General features: G+C 71.4%; 14 protein-coding genes. 13 read left to right on the top strand and 1 reads right to left on the bottom strand.

The annotated features are described in order from the left end of the window. The first annotated feature begins 319 nt into the window (after window positions 1-319). From cobM to POL72_RS21105, 8 genes are all read left to right on the top strand, one after another. The gene (gene cobM / locus POL72_RS21140) at window positions 320-1,114 is read left to right on the top strand and encodes a precorrin-4 C(11)-methyltransferase (RefSeq protein ID WP_272097294.1); all 795 of its coding nucleotides are present in this window, start codon (window positions 320-322) and stop codon (window positions 1,112-1,114) included. Further along, on the top strand, window positions 1,111-1,683 hold the full coding sequence (cobO, locus tag POL72_RS21135) for a cob(I)yrinic acid a,c-diamide adenosyltransferase (protein ID WP_272097293.1): 573 nt from the start codon (window positions 1,111-1,113) through the stop codon (window positions 1,681-1,683). The genes cobM and cobO overlap by 4 nt, the downstream gene beginning before the upstream one ends. After that, window positions 1,683-3,155, top strand: coding sequence for a cobyrinic acid a,c-diamide synthase CobB (locus POL72_RS21130; RefSeq protein WP_272097292.1), 1,473 nt, complete (start codon window positions 1,683-1,685; stop codon window positions 3,153-3,155). Before cobO ends, POL72_RS21130 begins: the two co-directional genes overlap by 1 nt. Then, window positions 3,152-3,751: a bifunctional adenosylcobinamide kinase/adenosylcobinamide-phosphate guanylyltransferase gene (gene cobU / locus POL72_RS21125; RefSeq protein WP_272097291.1), complete on the top strand. Its 600-nt coding sequence runs from the start codon at window positions 3,152-3,154 to the stop codon at window positions 3,749-3,751. The genes POL72_RS21130 and cobU overlap by 4 nt, the downstream gene beginning before the upstream one ends. Beyond that, window positions 3,748-4,686 (top strand): adenosylcobinamide-phosphate synthase CbiB, encoded by a 939-nt coding sequence (gene cbiB, locus POL72_RS21120; RefSeq protein WP_272097290.1) that lies wholly within the window; start codon window positions 3,748-3,750, stop codon window positions 4,684-4,686. The genes cobU and cbiB overlap by 4 nt, the downstream gene beginning before the upstream one ends. Further along, window positions 4,683-6,245: a cobyric acid synthase gene (locus tag POL72_RS21115; protein WP_272097289.1), complete on the top strand. Its 1,563-nt coding sequence runs from the start codon at window positions 4,683-4,685 to the stop codon at window positions 6,243-6,245. Before cbiB ends, POL72_RS21115 begins: the two co-directional genes overlap by 4 nt. A gap of 84 nt (window positions 6,246-6,329) precedes the next feature. Then, entirely contained in the window at window positions 6,330-8,513 is a 2,184-nt protein-coding gene (locus POL72_RS21110) for a DUF362 domain-containing protein (protein WP_272097288.1), read from the top strand. Between the two features lie 233 nt (window positions 8,514-8,746). After that, window positions 8,747-10,438 (top strand): AMP-binding protein, encoded by a 1,692-nt coding sequence (locus POL72_RS21105; RefSeq protein WP_272097287.1) that lies wholly within the window; start codon window positions 8,747-8,749, stop codon window positions 10,436-10,438. Window positions 10,439-10,468: 30 nt separating this feature from the next. Here the strand turns inward: POL72_RS21105 and POL72_RS21100 are convergent, their stop codons facing one another. Then, the gene (locus POL72_RS21100) at window positions 10,469-11,005 is read right to left on the bottom strand and encodes a hypothetical protein (protein ID WP_272097286.1); all 537 of its coding nucleotides are present in this window, start codon (window positions 11,003-11,005) and stop codon (window positions 10,469-10,471) included. Between the two features lie 46 nt (window positions 11,006-11,051). On the opposite strand from POL72_RS21100, the gene POL72_RS21095 reads away from it, so the two are divergent. The 5 genes from POL72_RS21095 (at window position 11,052) to tssC (ending at window position 18,024) form a co-directional block, all read left to right on the top strand. Further along, window positions 11,052-12,242, top strand: coding sequence for a DUF4135 domain-containing protein (locus POL72_RS21095; RefSeq protein ID WP_272097285.1), 1,191 nt, complete (start codon window positions 11,052-11,054; stop codon window positions 12,240-12,242). Window positions 12,243-12,308: 66 nt separating this feature from the next. After that, the gene (locus POL72_RS21090; RefSeq protein ID WP_272097284.1) at window positions 12,309-12,698 is read left to right on the top strand and encodes a DUF4280 domain-containing protein; all 390 of its coding nucleotides are present in this window, start codon (window positions 12,309-12,311) and stop codon (window positions 12,696-12,698) included. Window positions 12,699-12,701: 3 nt separating this feature from the next. Continuing rightward, window positions 12,702-13,697 (top strand): type VI secretion system protein IglI family protein, encoded by a 996-nt coding sequence (locus tag POL72_RS21085; protein ID WP_272097283.1) that lies wholly within the window; start codon window positions 12,702-12,704, stop codon window positions 13,695-13,697. A 6-nt stretch (window positions 13,698-13,703) separates the two neighbouring features. Beyond that, entirely contained in the window at window positions 13,704-14,594 is an 891-nt protein-coding gene (locus POL72_RS21080) for a hypothetical protein (RefSeq protein WP_272097282.1), read from the top strand. A 139-nt stretch (window positions 14,595-14,733) separates the two neighbouring features. Next, complete coding sequence (tssC, locus tag POL72_RS21075) at window positions 14,734-18,024, top strand: type VI secretion system contractile sheath large subunit (RefSeq protein WP_272097281.1); 3,291 nt, start codon at window positions 14,734-14,736, stop codon at window positions 18,022-18,024. Window positions 18,025-18,053 lie beyond the last annotated feature (29 nt).

The following is an 18,053-nucleotide window of genomic DNA, read 5'->3' as shown; positions in this document are numbered from 1 at the left end:
GGCGGCGTCTGCAGAGGCTCGCCGTTGCCCCGTGGCGGCTCCGGCGAGACGGTGAATAACGGAGAGACCAGGGGCTAGGTCTACAGCCGCAGATAGGCCGCAAGCGCGGCTGTAGTACTAGCGTTCCTTAAGGTCGCAAAGGGCCCGGACGACCGGCGGTCGAGCATCGCCCACCAGCGCCAGGGCGTCGAGCATCGCGTCCGCCTTACCCGAGGTCGCCCCACCCCCTGGCGTCCGCTGCGCGATCGCTCTAGCGTCGCGCCGCGCGCCCGCGGTCCCTTCCGGGATCGCCGGCGCACGAAGCAAGGAAAGAACCCTCATGCGCGTCTACATCATCGGCGCCGGCCCGGGCGATCCCGGGCTCATCACGGTGCGCGGCGCCGAGCTCGTCGCTCGCTGCCCGGTCGTCATGTACACGGGCTCGCTCGTCCCCAAGGAGATCGTGGCCTCCGCGCGGCCGGACGCCCGGGTCATCGACTCCTCCGGCATGACCCTCGACCAGATCGTGGAGGTCTTCGTCGAGGCCAGGGACGCAGGGCACGACGTGGCGCGCGTCCACACGGGCGATCCCGTCCTCTTCGGGTCGACGGCGGAGCAAATGCGCCGCATGGATGCGCTCGGGATACCGTACGAGATCATCCCCGGCGTCTCGTCCTTCACCGCGGCGGCCGCGGCGCTCGGGCGCGAGCTCACGCTGCCCGAGCTCTCGCAGACCGTGATCCTGACGCGCGCCGAGGGGCGCACGCCAGTGCCGCCGGCCGAGCGGCTCGAGGAGCTCGCCCGCCACCAGGCGACGCTCTGCCTGTTCTTGAGCATCACCCTGCTCAAGGACGTGACCGCGGCGCTCATCCCGGCCTACGGCGCCGATTGCCCGGTCGCGGTGGTGCACAAGGCGAGCTGCCCCGATCAGAAGATCGTGAGAGGCACGCTCGCCGACATCCGGGAGAAGGTCCGGGCCGAGGGCATCAAGACCCAGTCGATGATCCTGGTCGGCCGGGTGCTCACCTCCACGGATTTCGCCGACTCGCGGCTCTATGATGCGGAGTTCAGCCACCGCTTCCGCAAGGCCGAGAAGAAGCTCCTCGTCCCTGGCACGACCGAGGAGGACTCGTGAGCGCGGAGGAGAGCGCCGGCACGGGCGCGGCGGGCGCCGCGGCGACCGCCGGTCGAAAGGGGCTCGTCATCGTCTATACGGGCCACGGCAAGGGCAAGACGACGGCCGCGCTCGGGATGGTGTTCCGCGCGCTCGGCCGGGGCATGCGCGTCGCGGTCGTGCAGTTCATCAAGGGGAAGTGGAAGACGGGAGAGCGGCTGTTCGCCGAGACGCTCCCCAACCTGACGTTCCTCGTCATGGGGCGCGGCTTCACCTGGGAGAGCGACGACCTCTCGCGCGACAAGGCGGCGGCGCGAGCGGCCTTCCAGGAAGCCGCGGCGCTCATCGCGGGCGGCGAGCAGGACATCGTTGTGCTCGACGAGATCACGTATGCGCTCCATTACGGCTTCATCGCCGAGGACGAGCTGCTCGCGGCGCTGCGCGCGAGGCCCACGCACGTGCACGTCGTGATCACCGGCAGGAACGCGCCCGACGCGCTCCTCGCGCTCGCCGACCTGGTGACGGAGATGAGATCGGTGAAGCACCCGTTCGAGCAGGGGCAAAAGGCCCAGATCGGAGTCGATTTCTGATGTCCCGGGCCATCCCCCGGCTCGTCGTCGCCGGCACGGCGAGCGGCGTCGGCAAGACGACCGCCACGGTGGCGATCGCGCGCGCGCTCCGCGCCCGCGGCATGCGGGTCGCGCTGTTCAAGTGCGGCCCCGACTACCTGGATCCGACGTACCACGCCCGCGCCGTGGCCGGGACATCGCACAACCTCGACGGCTGGATGATGGGCCGGGACGCGGTCCTGTCGACGTTCGCGGCGGAGGCCGCCGGCGCCGACGTCGCGCTGATCGAGGGGGTGATGGGGCTGTTCGACGGGGCGAGCCCGACCGGGGAGGAGGGCTCGACCGCCGAGATCGCGAAGTGGCTCGAGGCGCCTGTCGCGCTCGTCGTCGACGCGTCCGGGATGGCCCGCAGCGTCGCGGCGCTCGTCCAGGGCTTCGCTGGCTTCGATCCCGCGCTGCGCGTCGCCGCTGTCGTGTGCAACCAGGTCGGCAGCCGCGGCCACCTCGACATCCTCCGACAGGCGCAGGCGCAGGTGAACCGGTCGCTGCCGGTCCTCGGCGGCCTGCCGCGGGACGAGGCGCAGCGCTTCCCCGAGCGCCACCTCGGCCTGCGCACGGCCGACGAGGCCGCGCTCCCCGAGGAGCGCCTCGACCACTGGGGCGCGCAGGCCGAGGCGTGGATCGGGCTCGACGCGCTGCTCGAGATCGCGCGCGCGGCGCCGCCCTTGCCGGCGGCCGACGCGGCCGCGACGCCCGACGCCGCCGCCGGCGCGCAGCGCGGCCGGGCGCGCATCGGCGTGGCGTTCGACGAGGCCTTCCACTTCTACTACGCGGACAACCTGCGCCGCCTCGAGGCCGCCGGGGCCGAGCTCGTGCGGTTCTCGCCGATCCGCGACGCGCGCTTGCCCGACGTCGACGCGCTCTACCTCGGGGGCGGCTACCCCGAGGTGCACGCAGAGCGCCTGGCCGACAACGCGGCCCTGCGCGACGAGATCCGCGCGTTCGCCGGCCGCGGGGGCCCGATCTACGCCGAGTGCGGCGGGCTCATGTACCTGACCGAAGCGATCCGCACGCTGGACGGGCGCGCGCACGCGATGGTCGGGCTCGTCCCCGCGGAGGCCGTGATGTGCGAGAAGCTGCAGGCGCTCGGGTACGTGGAGGTCGAGACGCAGGCGCGCACGATCCTTGGCGGCGCGGGGCTCCGCTTCCGCGGGCACCAGTTCCGCTACTCCGAGCTCCGCCCATCGCAGCGCGCGGCGACGGCGCCTGCCGAGCCGCCGCCCGCGCAGGCGCCGTCGCAGCCCGAACACGCGCCCTTGCCGATCGAGCACGCCTACTCCGTGCGGCGCCGGCGCGGCGGCCAGGTCACGCGCGAGGGGTACCGGGCAGGGAGCGTCCTCGCCTCGTACGTGCACGCGCACTGGGCCTCGAACCCGATCGTCCCCGAGGGCCTCGTCGCGAGCGCGGCCGCGCACAAGGAGCGCGCGCGATGAGCGGGAGCGGCCAGGGCACGCCGCGGCGCCGGGTCGCGCTCATCGGCGGCGGCGTGCGCTCCGGCAAGAGCGCGTTCGCGCTCTCCCTCGCGCGCTCGCTCGGCGAGCGCCGCGCCTTCATCGCGACGGCCGAGCCGTTCGACGACGAGATGAGGGCGCGCATCGACGCGCACGTCCGCGAGCGAGGCGGCGCGTTCCTCACCGTGGAGGAGCCGATCGCGCTCCCCGAGCGCATCGCCTCGCTCTCCGGCGTCGACGTCGTCGTCGTTGACTGCCTCACGCTCTGGCTGTCGAACCTGCTGCTCCGCGACGAGACCGAGGGCCGCGCGCTCGGGCCCATCGAGGAGCGCATCGAGGCGCTCGCCGCCGCCGTCGAGTCGGCGGCGCCGCACGTCGTCCTCGTCTCGAACGAGGTCGGCATGGGCGTGGTCCCGGAGAGCCGGCTCGGCCGGGCGTTCCGCGACCTCGCGGGGCGCGCGCACCAGCGGCTCGGCCGCTCGGCCAGCGAGCTCTACGTGGCCGTGATGGGCGCGATCCTGCGCCTGCGCCCCGGCCCTGTCGCGCTCGTCGGCGGCGACGGCGAGGACGCGCGATGACGGCCGCCGCCGCGCTGCTCGCCGCGGTCGCGCTCGACCTCGCCTGCGGCGAGCCCCCCGCCGCCATCCACCCCGTCGTGTGGATGGGCTCCGCGATCCAGGCCCTGAAGCGCGCCGCGCCCACGGGCGGCCGCGCCGCCGAGCTCCTCTGGGGCGCGCTCATGGCCCTCGCCGTCCCCTGCCTCTTCGCGGCGCTGGGCGCCGGCGTCGCGGCGCTGCTCGCCCCGCACCCCGTCCTCGCGCTCGCTTTGTCAGGTCTCCTGCTGAAGCCCACCTTCGCGCTCCGCGCGCTCCGCGACGCGGCCTTCGGCGTGCGCGACGCCCTCGAAGCGGGCGATCTCCCCGCGGCCCGCGGCGCGCTGCGCAGCCTCTGCAGCCGCGACCCGTCGGAGCTCGACGAGCCCGCGCTCGTCGCCGCGTCGGTCGAGTCGGTCGCGGAGAACGCGTCGGACAGCTTCGTCGCGCCGCTCTTCTATTTCGCCCTCTTCGGGCTCCCGGGCGCGCTCTTCTACCGCGCGGTGAACACGCTCGACGCGATGGTCGGCTACCACGGCCGCTACGAGTACCTCGGCAAGGCGTCGGCGCGGCTCGACGACGCGCTGAACTTCGTGCCGGCGCGGCTCACCGCGCTCCTCCTGCTCGCCGCCGGGTGGCTCCGCGGCGCCGACGCGCGCCGCGGCCTCGCCGTGCTCCTGCGCGACGGCGGCCTCACCGAGAGCCCGAACGCCGGCCGGCCCATGGCGGCGATGGCCGGGCTGCTCCGGGTCGAGCTCGAGAAGCGCGGCCACTACCGCCTCGGCGACCCCGTGGAGCCGCTCCGGCGGGGGCTCATCGACGAGGCCTGCCGTATCGTGCTGCTCGCGGCGCTGCTCTTCGCCGGGCTCGCGGCGGCCCTGCTGGCGGCGGCATCCTTTGGACAGGAGCTCTTCCGATGACGGCGCTCACGGTGATGGTTCAGGGCACGGCGTCCTCGGTCGGCAAGAGCCTCCTCTGCACGGCGCTCTGCCGCATCTTCCAGCGGCGGGGCCTCCGGGTCGCGCCGTTCAAGTCGCAGAACATGGCGCTGAACTCGTTCGCGACCCTGGACGGCGGCGAGATCGGAAGGGCGCAGGCGGTGCAGGCCGAGGCGGCGCGCGTCGCGCCGACGGTCGACATGAACCCGGTGCTGCTCAAGCCCGAGGGCGACTCGCGCTCTCAGGTGGTCGTGCTCGGCAAGCCGATCGGCAGCCTGCATGCGCGCGACTACTTCGCGTACCGGGGAGAGCTCAAGGACATCATCGCCCGCTCGCTCGGGCGGCTGCGCGAGGCGCACGACGTCGTGGTGATCGAGGGGGCGGGCAGCCCCGCGGAGATCAACCTGAAGGACCGCGACATCGTGAACATGCACGTCGCGCGCGTCGCCGACGCGCCGGTGCTGCTCGCCGGCGACATCGACCGAGGCGGCGTGTTCGCGGCGCTGGTCGGCACGATGGCGCTGCTCGAGCCCGACGAGCGCGCGCGCGTGGCCGCGTTCGTGATCAACAAGTTCCGCGGCGACCTCAAGCTGCTGGAGCCGGGGCTCGACATGCTGACGGCGCGGACGGGCGTCCCGGTGCTCGGCGTGGTGCCTTATCTGAAGCAGCTGCGCATCGCGGACGAGGACTCGGTGTCGCTGGAGGGCCGGCGGCGGCGGGGGCCAGCGGGCCCGGGGCAGCTCGATATCGCGGTGGTCCGGCTGCCGCGGATATCGAATTACGACGACGTGGAGCCGCTGGAGCACGAGCCCGGCGTGGTGGTCCGGTTCATCGAGCGGCCGGACGAGATCGGCGATGCGGACCTCGTGCTGCTCCCCGGGACGAAGAGCACGATGGCCGATCTCGCGTGGCTGCGCGCGAGCGGCCTCGCGGAGGCGGTCGCGGCGCGCGCCCGGCAGGGCGGCTGGACGCTCGGGATCTGCGGCGGCTGCCAGATGCTCGGCGGGGCGATCGAGGATCCGGAAGGCGTCGAGTCGGCCGAGCCGGCGGCGCGTGGGCTGGGGCTGCTCGATGTGTGGACGCGGTTCGAGCGGACCAAGACGGTGGCGCAGGTGCGGGCGCGGCTCGCGGGCGGCTCGTTCCTGGGGGCGGCGGGCGCGGCGACCGCGGGAGAGGCCGAGAGCGAGGGCGCGGGAGAGCTGACCGGCTACGAGATCCACATGGGCCGCGTGGAGCGGGTGGGCGGCGCGGCCGCGGCGTTCGCGATCGGGTCGAGGGGCGGCAAGGCCGAGGCGGCGCTCGACGGGGCCGTGTCGGCGGACGGCGCCGTGGTCGGCACGATGATCCACGGGATCCTCGACAACGACGGGCTCAGGCGGTCGCTCCTCGCGGCGCTGCGCGAGCGGAGGGGGCTCCCCAGGGCCGCCAGTGAGCCGGCGATACCGAGCCGGCACGAAGAATACGACCGGCTCGCGAATGCGGTGGAGGCGAGCCTCGACCGGGGGCTGCTCGACCGCATCGTGGGGCTCGACCGGCGCTGAGCGGCGCCCGAAGAGCACACTCCGCTGACGTGAAGGGTTCTTCCTTCTCGCCGCCGTCGTTTCGCCCCATCGTGCTCGGCGAGCATGGAGACGACACGGGCGACCCACGGCCGCCGGGCGCGGCGTTCTTCCCTCGCGATCGCGGCGCTCCCGGCGCTGCTCGCCGCCCTTGCGGGCTGCGGGGACCGGCGGCGGGAACCAGGCGAGCCGCCCGGCGACGGCGGCCCCACCGCCGCGGCGCCGCCAGCCGACGCGGCGACGTCCTCACCCGCGCCGGCGCCGACCGCCTCCTCGTTCGCCGCCGCCTCCGCGCACCCGGCCGTCCCGACCGCCGTCCCCAGCGCGTCGACCGACGTGGTCGCGGGCGCGTCGCAGCGGTACGAGGCCGGGCCCTCGGTGATCGCGTCGGACAGCATCGACGGCGCCGCCCTCAGGAAGCGGCACGTCGAGCGCATCAAGGCCGACGACTCGCCCGTCACCGTGCTCCGCGGCCAGGGTCCCCTGGAGCTCGGCAAGCGCATCTGCGAGGCGGTGGTGCCGAGGCGCCCCGCGGCGACTCCCGTGCTCCTCAAGCCGAACATCTGCGGGTTCGACAGCGTGAAGGACCCGGCGAAGTCCAAGGGCGACGACGGCGTGACGGGCCGGATCACCCAGCCGGAGTTCGTGCGAGGCGTCGTCCAGTGCCTCAAGGCGCGCGGGCACACGAAGATCACGATCGCCGAGGGATGCGGCCACTCGCACAAGTTCTGGAAGGACCTCGCGCAGCGCACCGGCTATGAGGCGATGGCCGCGGAGGAGGGCGCCGCGCTCGTCGCGATGGACGACGACGGGGTCTACGACGTCGCAGGGGACAGGCCCGGAAAGCCCCTCGCCATCCGCGGCATCCAGGCGACCCACGTCCCGACGCTGCTCATGCCGAAGGTGCTGGCAGAGCACCTCGACCACGGGCTCTTCCTGTCGCTCCCCCGGCTCAAGATGCACAGGTACGCGGTCATCTCCGTCGGCATCAAGGGCATGCAGGGCACGGTCATGCTGTCGGACAGCGCGCCTGCCTACAAGCAGAAGTGGAGGATGCACAGGGAGCTCAAGGAGTACCTGGACACGAAGGCTGCTGGCCAGGAAGACAGGGCTCTTTACCTGTCGTCGCTCCGCGTCTTCGCCGAGCGGATGGTCGACGTGCTCGAGATATCGGCGCCAGACGCGGTGCTCGGCGACGGCGCCCCGGCGATGGGCGGAGACGGCTTCCAGGTCCTGCAGCCCACGGCGGAGATGGTGGCGATCGGCGGCACGAACCCGGTGCGGGTCGATCGCGTGGCGGCGGAGCTCCTCGGCGTGTGGAACAGCCCCGCGCTCGCGCGCGAGCTCGGCGGCCACAGGACCTCGCCGCTCATCGACGCCGCGGCGAAGCGCTTCGGGCTGGATCTCAAGGCGACCGCGATCACGGGAGACGGGGCAGACCTCCTGAAGAGCCCGAGGCCCGTCCACTACAAGGCGATGGCGCCCTTCCGGCTCGACTGGGAGCCCGGGCAGGCGCCCTTGCCCGGCGGGCCCGCGAAGGGGCTCGTTCCCGCGCCGCCGGCCTCGCAGAAGGCGCCCGGCGGTGAGCAGGGCGGCGGGTCGGACGGAGGCCCCGCGAAGCCGGAGGCGCACGCGCCGCCGCTGCCGCCGGGAGAGAAGATCGTGATCGACGGGAAGGCCGACGACGCCGCATGGAGCGGCGCGAAGGCCGTGCAGTGGGACACCGACTATGCCGGCAAGCGCACCGGGTTCACGACGCGGGCGCGCTTCCTCTGGTCGAAACAGGGGCTCCACGCGCTCTTCGAGCTCTCGAACACGGGGCTCAACACGGATCGCTCGAAGCCGATCGGCGAGGAGAGGAAGGGACTTTACAAAGAGGACTGCATCGAGCTCTTCCTGACGCCGGCCCCTGGCTCGCCAAGACGGTATTTCGAGGTGGAGATAGGGCCGTTCGGCCATTTCTTCGATATCGCGATCGACCGCGACGCGCGCCAGGAAGACACGGCGTGGTCGAGCGGCGCGACGATCGCGACGAGCCAGGACGCGCAGGCGCGCACGGCCGTCATCGAGGCGCTGCTGGCGGCGCCGGGGATCGTGGGCGCGCTCGCCCCGAACGCGCGGCTGCCCATGAACCTGTACCGGATGGAGGGCAAGGATCCGCGGCAGTACCTCGCGTGGAGCCCGCCCCGCACGAGCAAGCCGAACTTCCATGTCCCCGAGGCGTTTGGAACGCTCGTGATCGATCCCTGAGCCGGACAGGCGCTAGAGCGACAAACGGGTTGAAGCTGCACGCAGACGGCGAGAAGTTGAGCCGCCAAGACGCCAAAAGACGCCAAAATTTTATTGTTTTCTTGGCGTCTTTTGGCGTCTTGGCGGCTCATTTCTCTGGTTTCCAAGCTGATCGGTGTTCTGGAGCAGTCGCTGTTCACGGGAGAAGCTCCGCGGATTTGACCCGGCGGAGCGTCCTCGGTTACGAGCGCGGGATGCCGATCGATCTCGCCGCCCTGCTCCGCTCGGTCGAGCTGCGCCGCGAGGACGAGACCACGGATCCCGGGCCGCTCTCGGCCACGTGGGAGGACCCGGCGGCGTTCCGGCGCGCCCTCTTCGCCTTCGCCGCGGAGCGGACTGGCACGCTCAGGAGCCGCGCTGGAACAGCCTATGACGTCTACGCCGACGCCGTGCTGCGACACGCCGCCTCGGACAGGATCGCCTTCGTCGAGGTGCCGAGTCGAGGGGCGCCGGGGCGGCTCCGCTTCTCCGAGCTCCACGCGCGGGCCTCCGCGCTCGCCGCGGCGTGGACGCCCCTCGGCGTCAACCCAGGCGCCGCGATCGCGATCGTCCTCCCGCCCGGCGTGGCCGGCGTCGTGGCGCTCGCCGCCGCGCTGTACGCCGGTGCGTGCGTCTCCTGGATAACGCCGAAGGGCGATCTCGCGCTCGCGGCCGCCATGGATGCGCTCGCGCCGGCCCACGTCGTGCTCGATCCGAAGGCGCCCGCGAAGGTGGGCGAGAAGCTCGCGAAGAAGGCACTCCCGATCGCGGCCCCTCCGCGCGCACCCGCCGTGGGCCCGCACGCCTATGCCCCGAAGGAGCCGTGCCTCGGCGCGCTCTCGCCGCTCCGCGCGCCCTTCGGGACAGCCACCCTCGTCCCCGCGGAGACCGTGGTTTCGAGCGCCCTCTCGGACGCGATGCTTGTCCATCGCCTCGCGCCCGGAGAGCGGCTGTCGGCGCCGGGGTTCCACCACGAACAGGCCTTCTTGCCCATGGTGCTGTCGGCGTGGCTCGCGGGCGCGGCGTACGTCTCCGTCCCCCTCGCCACCTTCCAGTCGACCCCCGCCGTCCTCGACGCGGAGGGCGTCAACGTGCTCGGCCTCTCCGCGTCCGCGACGGCGGCGCTGCGCGCCTCGCCCCGCGCGTGGCCGGGCTCGCTCAAGGCGCTGTTCCGCGACGTGGGGGAGCCGCTCGACTGGATGGAGACGCGCGCCGCGGTCGCTGGAAACAACCTCGGCAAGCTGCCCCTCTCCAACCTGCTGATCGACACGGCCGCGGGAGGCACCGTGCTGTTCTCGGCGCGGCGCCCCCAGGGGATCAACGCCAAGGCGCTGCCTTCTCCCGGGGTGCCGTGGGACCTCTTCGATCCCGCCACGAAGAAGCCCACGACCGGCGACGCCGGCCTGTTCGTGCGGCGCGGCGACAAACCGGACAAGGACGGCTATTTCCTGCTCGCCCGCGTCGCGTCGGAGTACCTGTGGGGCAGCACGCTCACCCCTCGAAGGTCAGCGCGAGTATTTCCGGGAGAGGCCCTGTCGCTCGCGGTGACCGAGCTGCCTTTCTGCGAGGGCGCGGCCGTTGTGCCCTTGCCGGGCGCGGCCGCGCGCGGCGACACGCGGTTCGCGCTGTGCGTGTTCATCGGCGCACGGCAGAGCGAGCCGAGCTTCACCGACGCGATCGACAAGCTCGTCCGCGAGCGCTTCGGGCCAGACTACACCCCGGACGCGGTGGAGCTCTTCCCGCTGTACGGACGCGGAAAAGGCAAGAAGGTCGACCCGGAGTGGTGCGCCTCCAACTACCGCGCCGGCCGCCTCCACGCGCGCGCCGCGAACCCGGGCGTCGCCGCGCTCGTGGAGCTGCGGCGGCGGCTGACCTCACCGCCCCCTCGTGGGGAGACCGGCGGATGAGCCTCGGGCCGCGGCCTGCTCGGGCGCGAATCACCTGCGACGCGCGGCGAATTTGGTGTTCGCCGGCATGACGGGTACGTTCGCGCTCGGTGGCCCGTGTACGATAACGAGATCACGCAGGCGCTGAACCAAGGGCTCCAGCTCATCGGCACACAGGGAGTGTCCCTCGCGCCCTTGAACAACGCCGATAGCGCCCGCCCTTACATCGAGAGCGCGCTGCGGTCCATCGTCTCGGATCTCGATTGGCACCTCGGCGCGGACGGCATGCGAGCGATGATGGCGCCCCTCATCGCCTCGGGCCTCCTCGACCACGCGGTGCGCGACCTCTTCGGCCCGTGCCGGACCGCCGCGATGCTGTACGCGCGCGGCGAGTGGAGCATCGTCAGCTCCCTCCGGACGGTCCGCACGCGCGGTCTCCTCACGACCACGACCAGCATCGGCCGGAGCCTCTTCACCAACCTGGTGTACAGCCTCCCGGCCACCGTCGCCGACCGGGTCGACGCGCTCATCAAGCTCGTCAGGCGGTCCTATCTCGAGTTCGGGGTCGAGATCGTCACTCGCCTGCACCGCGACAGAGCCCTCCTCGCGAACCCTGTTCGGCGTGGGAGGGGGCGTGGCCGCGATCGAGATCCAGGGGAGCGACCCGCACGTCTGCGCGCGCCGCGTGGTGATCGTGAGGTACGGCAACGGCGTGCGCGTCGTCTACAAGCCCACCGACCTCACGTTCCAGCTCATGCTGATGGGGTCGCCGCAGTCCTTCGCGGCGTGCGCGCAAGGCCACCCCCGCGTGGCCAACTTCAGGAGCCTGTTCGACACGTTGAACATGGGCTTGCCGCTGCTCCACATCGGCGCGCCGAAGCACAACGCCGGCTATGGATACATGGAGTTCAAGCCTCGCGCGCAGGCGATGACCGAGCAGCAGGCGAGCAGGTACTTCCACGGGATGGGCAAGCTCATCGCCGTCGCGAACGCCTTCGGGATCACCGATCTCCACCAGGAGAACGTGATGGCCACCGTGAACGGGCCCTTCCTGATCGACGCGGAGATGGGCTTCTCGCTCGCTCCGAACGCCGCGCCGGCGAATACCCTCATCTCGCACACCAAGCTCGAAGCGGCGCTCGGGGCGAGGCCGCCGGGGACCACCCAGGCGGGCGGCATGTTCGCCCCGGATCACGACCCCAACACCGGATGGGAGGCCCAGTCGGTATCGCTCCCCGGCGGAGGAGGCCACGCGAACTCCGGGGCGGCCACCGCGAACGGCGGGGGCGTCCGGAACGCGAGGACGTACGCCCTCTTCATCGCCCTCGGCATCGTGGACGGCGTGGACGGCGTGGCCGCCGCGTTCAACCGCGCGAGCAACTGGCTCATGCAACAGTTCGATCGGGTCAACCCGCTGGCGCGCGTGATCCTCACCACCTCGACCATGGTCCGCCAGCACGTGAACGGCGTCACGGAGTACTTGCGAGGCACGCTGATCGACGAGACCACCGCGATCAACGGCAATTTCATGAACTGGACGGAGTGGTACGGGGGCGCCTTCAACGCGGTGCCCGCCGCGTTCTTTCCGCCTCGCGACAAGGCGGTCATGTACGATCCTCGGCCCAAGATCGGCGTCACGACCGCGGCCGCCGCGGTCGCCGGGGTCCACGTCTCCAGCACCCAGGAAGTCCGTATTCGGCTCGCCACGACGCACATGGGCGGCGCGATCGCCCGCACGAAGGCGGATCTCCAGACAGCGCTCGAAGCGGAGCTGCAGATCCCCCGGCGCCTCCAGCATCCAGAGAGAGTGCGCCAGTTCCTCTGATCCCGAAAACTTCACTCCTCCCCTCGCCTCGGGCATGCTCGCGCTCCTGCGAGAGGAGCGCCTTCCATGTCCGGTCCCCAGGTCGTCGCCGGCGCGACCATGATGTGCAGCTTCGGGCTCGCCCCCTCGACGCTCGCCGTGCTCCCCGTGAAGGGCGTGCTCGCGAGCGCGCCCTCCGCGAACATCGCCGACATGGCGGCGATAGCGACCATTCCCCCGTTCGGCGCCTGCACCTCGCTCGCCAATCCCACCGTCGCCTCGGCCACCTCGGCCGCGCTGGGCGTGCTCACGCCCATGCCGTGCGTGCCGGTCCCGGCCGGGACGTGGCTGCCGGGCAACACCAAGGTGATGATCAAAGGGCCGCCGGCCACGGACGTCTCCTGCAAGCTCATGTGCTCCTGGGGCGGGGTCATCCAGGTGCTCAATCCAGGGCAATTCAAGGTGATGGACGTCTGACGCATGCTCGACCCCGCGCTCCTCGAAAAGGCGCTCTCGGGCGGCGGGAGGGACGCCGAGGACGGCCGTCTGCCCGCGCTCGAGAGCGCCATGGCGAACGACCCGATCACCGGCGCGGATGTGGCCAGGAGCGCCCTCGAAAAAGGGGTGACCGACGTGCGCGTGATCACCGCGTATGCGCTCGGCCTGTTCGCGGAGCAGGGGCCCCAGGCGCTCGCGCCGATCTTCACCTCCCTCCGGAAGGCCGTCGCCGAGCGGTGGAGCGCGCTGCGCCCCGCGGAGCGCAAGGAGCGGACGGTCGATGGGGCGTATTCGACGCTCTTCCGGACGATCGTCCAGCACATCGACGTCCATGAGAGGATGAAGGACGCGACCTTCAAGCAGTGGAGCCGCGCCGATCACGACGCCGTCGGCGGGCCCGCGCTCCTCGCCTCGGCCGCGCTGCGCGAGGCCATCACCGCGGCGCTCCCGGCGCCGCGCTCGACGGACTCGCTCTCCGAGCTGGAGGCGCGCGTGAGGACGCACTTCGATCGGGTCGCCGCGCCCGCCAGGCCGGCCCCGCGGCCCGAGCCCCCGCCCGAGCCGATGGCCGACGTCGCGCCAGAGGCCCCGGAGGCTTTCGAGGACGACCCGGCGCCCACCTCGGAGACAGTGCCCGCCCGCTCCTCTTTCCCGCGGGCGCCGGACACCTCTGCTCCTTCGGGCACGCTGCGCATCTCTCCGGCGTTCGCGCACCTCCTCCGGAAGCTCGAGGCCTTCAGCATGCTGGTCGAGAGCGGGCAATACCCGAAGGCGGCCGTCATCGCGGACGACCTCCGCCGCACCCTCAAGAGCTTCGATCCCAAGGTGTTCTTCCCCGACGTCTTCGTGCCCTATTTCCAGGCGCTCGCCTCGCACATCGACGAGATCGCGCCCTGCTGGGAAGAGATGGGCAGTCCGCGGTGGGAGGCGCTGGAGCAGCTCTACCAGGTGGACCTGGACGCCTTCGTGGACGGGTGACCGGCGGTGGCCGCGCCCGGATTGCCCGCCTCCTCCGACCCGCCGGGCGCGCCCCCCGCGGGAGAGCTGGAGTCGGCGCTCGCGAAGCACGCGCGGCGATTCGAGCCGTGGGCGCTCTACCGGCTCGTCCAGCGCCTCTTTCCGGGCCGCCCCATCCACCTCCGGGGCCGCTCGTCCGCCGCGCCGCAGCCCTCGGCCGTGGACTCCATCGGATTCGGCCCCGCCGGAGTGACCATCACGCTGAACCTGGGTCTCCGGTCGGCCACGTCGGCGCTCCCGTCGTATTTCCGGGAGCTGGAGGCCGATCCGCTGCTCGGGCCGCCCCTCTTCACGCTGATCGAGCACATCGACGCGGCGCTCCTCCGCGACAGGCTCGAAGCCCTGGACCCCGGCTCGAGCGGCTGGCTCGCTCCGGCGGGGCGGTACCTCGGCGAGAGGCTGCGGCAGATCTCGAGGCTCGCGACCCCCTCGGGGCTGCATTGGCTCTTTTCGCGGGCATTCCCCGAATTCCAGGTCTCCGTCCGGAGAGGGATGTTCACCGAGAGGCTCGCCGCCATGGCGGCCGAGCTCGGGCGAGCGGCGCTCGGCTCGGCCATGCTCGGCGGCACCGTGCGCTCCCCGACGTGGGGGTTCGACGTCGTGCTCCTCAAGACGTCGAACGACACGTGGACCGAAAATGACTGGCCCGTCGAGGTGATGCGCCGGCTGGAAAACACGGTATGGCGCGGGCTCGACCCCACCGAGGCGCTCCTCCGCGTCTGGCTCGTCGATCCGGACGGGCGCGCGGCGCTCCGGCTCGGCGACGGCAGGGTGGGAGTGGAGCCCCTCGTCGTGGCCTCGCGGCCCGAAGTGCGCCTGATCTTCGAGGGGCGCGCGCCGCGCTCGCGCGGCGATTGAAGCGAGGCGAACCGGGGCTGCACCGCGCTTCTTTGGCCCTGGCCGCTGGACCGTGAAATGCTGGCCATATCGCGCTGGAAGGCGGTCAGGCTCGTGATGCCTGCTCCGCGGTGTGAGAGCCCGCGCCCAGGAGAAGATCGTGAGCAATCAATTTCCCTATCCTTTCCCAGAACGGTTCCGCTCCCGGCTGATGCTCCGCTACAGGACGCGCATCAGCGGGACGGAGGCGCAGAAGAAGCTGCCCTTCCGGCTGCTCGTGCTCGGCAACTTCACCGGGGACCACGCTCACGCCGAAGGTGAGTACGCAAACCGGGTCTCCCACCTCCCCTCCCTCTATGACAGGCCCATTCGCTCGTACGTCTTCGGCGTGCTGGGCGCCAGGGTGGACAAGTTCATGGGGGAGCTGCTCCCCTATGTGAAGCTCGAGCCGTGGCTCGCCACCGACCTGCCCGGGACCATCACGAACCTCCAGCTCACCGGCGCTCTCCCCGCCAGCAAGGCGTCCGAGGGAACGCCCGAGAGCGTGCAGGTGAAGCTCTCCGGCTCGGCGAGCTTCGCGAGCACCGAGGACCAGAACGGCCTCTGCAAGGTGGCCGGCAAGCTCTCCTTCGGCGCCCAGGTCGAGCTCGTCGCCGACAGCCTGCCCACGATGATCGACGCGGGCCTCGGCGGCGGCGGCAAGGTGCGCGGCCTGTTCACGATCCCGGCGCGGGACGAGCCGGTCGGCGTCGTCGCGGGCGTGGTCGAGACGGTCGGCAAGGGCGAGAGGGCCTTTAGAACGAGACTTTACGTCCAGAAATCCGAGCAGGACGAGACCAAGGTCGTGGCCACGCCGATCACGATGGATCAGTGGGCAGGCCTGGTCCCGGACGAGCAGAAGGGCTTCGCCGTGGACGCGGCGGCGGCCGTCGATCGAGCGACTCAGCAGGTCACGGACGCGGGCGCGCAGAAGACCGCCACCGACGCCCTCAGCATCGATGCGCTGCCGGACGCGGTGAAGACCGCGCTCGGCGCCACGACGCTGCAAGACGCGAAGGACGCCGCCGACGCCTCGGTGAAGGCCGCGGCCGCGGCCAAGGGCGCCGCGGACACCGCCAAGACCGCCACAGATGCCTCGGCGACCAAGGTCACCGCGCTCGACGGCAAGAGCGGCGCGGATCTGGACAAGGCCGCTGCCGACGCGGAGGCCGCGCTGCAGAAGGCCCGCGACCTTATCGATTTCGCGAAGTCGGCGGGCGGGGCCGCCAAGGACGCCGCCAGCGCCGCGAAGGCGGCCCACGACGCGCTCGCCGCCCTGATCGCCAAGGGGCAGAGCGCCACGGCCGCGGACGCCACCGACGCCAGGACCCAGGTCCGGAAGGACGTCGCCACAAGGGCCCAGGCCAGCGCCGAGGGCGTGAAGACGTCGTCGGACGCGCTGAACGCCGCCCCCCTCTCGCCGATCCCGCCGGTCGTGCCGAACGGCAAGATCCCCTTGAACGCCGAGCGCGTCCTGCCGTTCGACTCCATCGCGGCGTTCAACCCCGACACCATCGCGTCGAACATCCCGGAGCTGAACCGCCTCGGGATCATCAGCGAGCTGCTCGGATCGCTCAAGAGTGAGCTGCGCAACGTGCCCGCGCTCCGCGACACGATGCGCGCCGCCCTGGAGAACGACACATCAGGCCTCCTCGCCCTGCAGGCCGCTCTGCAGCCCGGCTACCAGCAGCTCGCCATCGTGAAGCCCGCGGCGCCCGCCGCCGCGTCGGCCGGCGGCTCGTCGGGCGCGCCGCCGGAGCTCCAGAGGGCGGTGCTCAGCGCGGTCGGCTCGTCCGTGGGAGAGACGGTCGACAAGAACGGGGCGCTGGCGCTCGTCAAGCTGCAGGGCCCGGCCCCCCAGAACGGCGCGCCCGTGCGCTATTCGAAGGTCGAGTTCCGCGATCACGACGTCACCGTGAGCGACGGCGCGAGGCTCATGAACGAGCTCGCCGCGCTCCTCCTCAACGTGGACATCGTGACGACCAAGCCGACCGGCCCTCTGGCGCCCGGCTCGAAGCTCAAGCTGTATTCCGGCAAGGGCGCCAACCTGAGCGAGCTCCTCGACGTCTGCTCGAAGCTCAGCGCCCAGGTGGATCGACAGCTCAGCGAATACCTGGACGATATCTACCACGCTCCCGGGTTCCAGGAGCTGGAGCGGAACTGGAAGGGGCTCGAAGATCTCTGCCAGTACGTCCAGCAGGAGAACATCGTGATCGATTTCCTCGACGTCACGCGCGAGGAGCTGCGCAACGACTTCCTGGATCACGACTCCGACATCTTCTCCAGCGCGCTCTTCCGCAAGGTCTACATCGAGGAGTACGACCGGTACGGCGGGGAGCCGTTCGCGACCATGCTCGGGCTCTACGAGTTCGAGGACGTGCGGGGCGACGGCGCCGACATCAGGTGGCTGCGTACCATGTCGAAGATCGCGGCGTCCGCGCACTGCCCGTTCCTCGCCTCGGCGAACAGCAAGTTCATCGGCAAGGACTCGATGCAGGACGTGGCCGATCTGGCCGATCTCGACGCCGTCCTGTCCAACCCGAAGTACGGCAAATGGGACGCCTTCCGCGACGAGGACTACGCCGCCTACATCGGCCTGATCCTGCCGCGGTACCTCGTCCGGACGCCGTGGGGCTCGACGGGAGAGCCCGAGCTCGGCAACGAGATCGCCTACGAAGAGACGGTGCACCCCGAGCGGCCGGGCGACGAGAACAACTTCCTCTGGGGCAACCCCGTGGTGCTGTTCGGCAAGAACCTCATCCGCTCGTACGCGACGAGCGAGTGGGCGCAGCACATCCGCGGCCCGAAGGGCGGCGGCAGGGTGGACGGCCTCACCGTCTTCTCGTACACGCGCAAGGACGACGAGATCGTCTACGGCACGAAGGCCATCGGGGTCGACGGCAAGGAGGAGTTCCTCCCGCCCGTCGAGATCGTGATCCCCGATTACCGAGAGTACCAGTTCGCGAGGAACGGGCTCATCGCGCTCGTGCACAAGAAGGGCGAGGCGGTCGCCACGTTCTTCAGCGCCCAGTCCGTGAAGAAGGGCAGGAACTTCCTCGAGGACGTCGCGACGAAGAACTCCTTCCTCGTCACGAACCTCGCGTACACCTACTCGATCACGATCATCGCGCACTACGTCAAGGCGATGGTGCGCGACTACATCGGGTCGACCGCGGACGGCGACTACATCCAGAAGTCGCTGGCCGAGTGGCTCTCCGGCTACGTCACCACCGTGACCAACCCGGACGATCTCACGCTCCGCTACTACCCCTTCAAGGCCACCTCGGTGACCGTGGAGCCGAAGCCCGGGCCGTTCGGCTGGTACAAGTCGGTCATCTCGGTCCTCCCGCACGTGCAGTTCGAGGGCATGGACGTCGAGCTGCGCCTCGAAGCCAGCCTGGGCGGCAAGTGATCCTGAAGCGATCCGAGGAAAGGACGAGC

Origin of the sequence: Sorangium aterium, assembly GCF_028368935.1 — a bacterium.
Classification (GTDB): Bacteria; Myxococcota_A; Polyangia; order Polyangiales; family Polyangiaceae; genus Sorangium; species Sorangium atrum.
The sequence above is the reverse complement of the archived record's forward strand: the minus strand, read 5'-3'. Positions and strand labels throughout refer to the sequence as shown.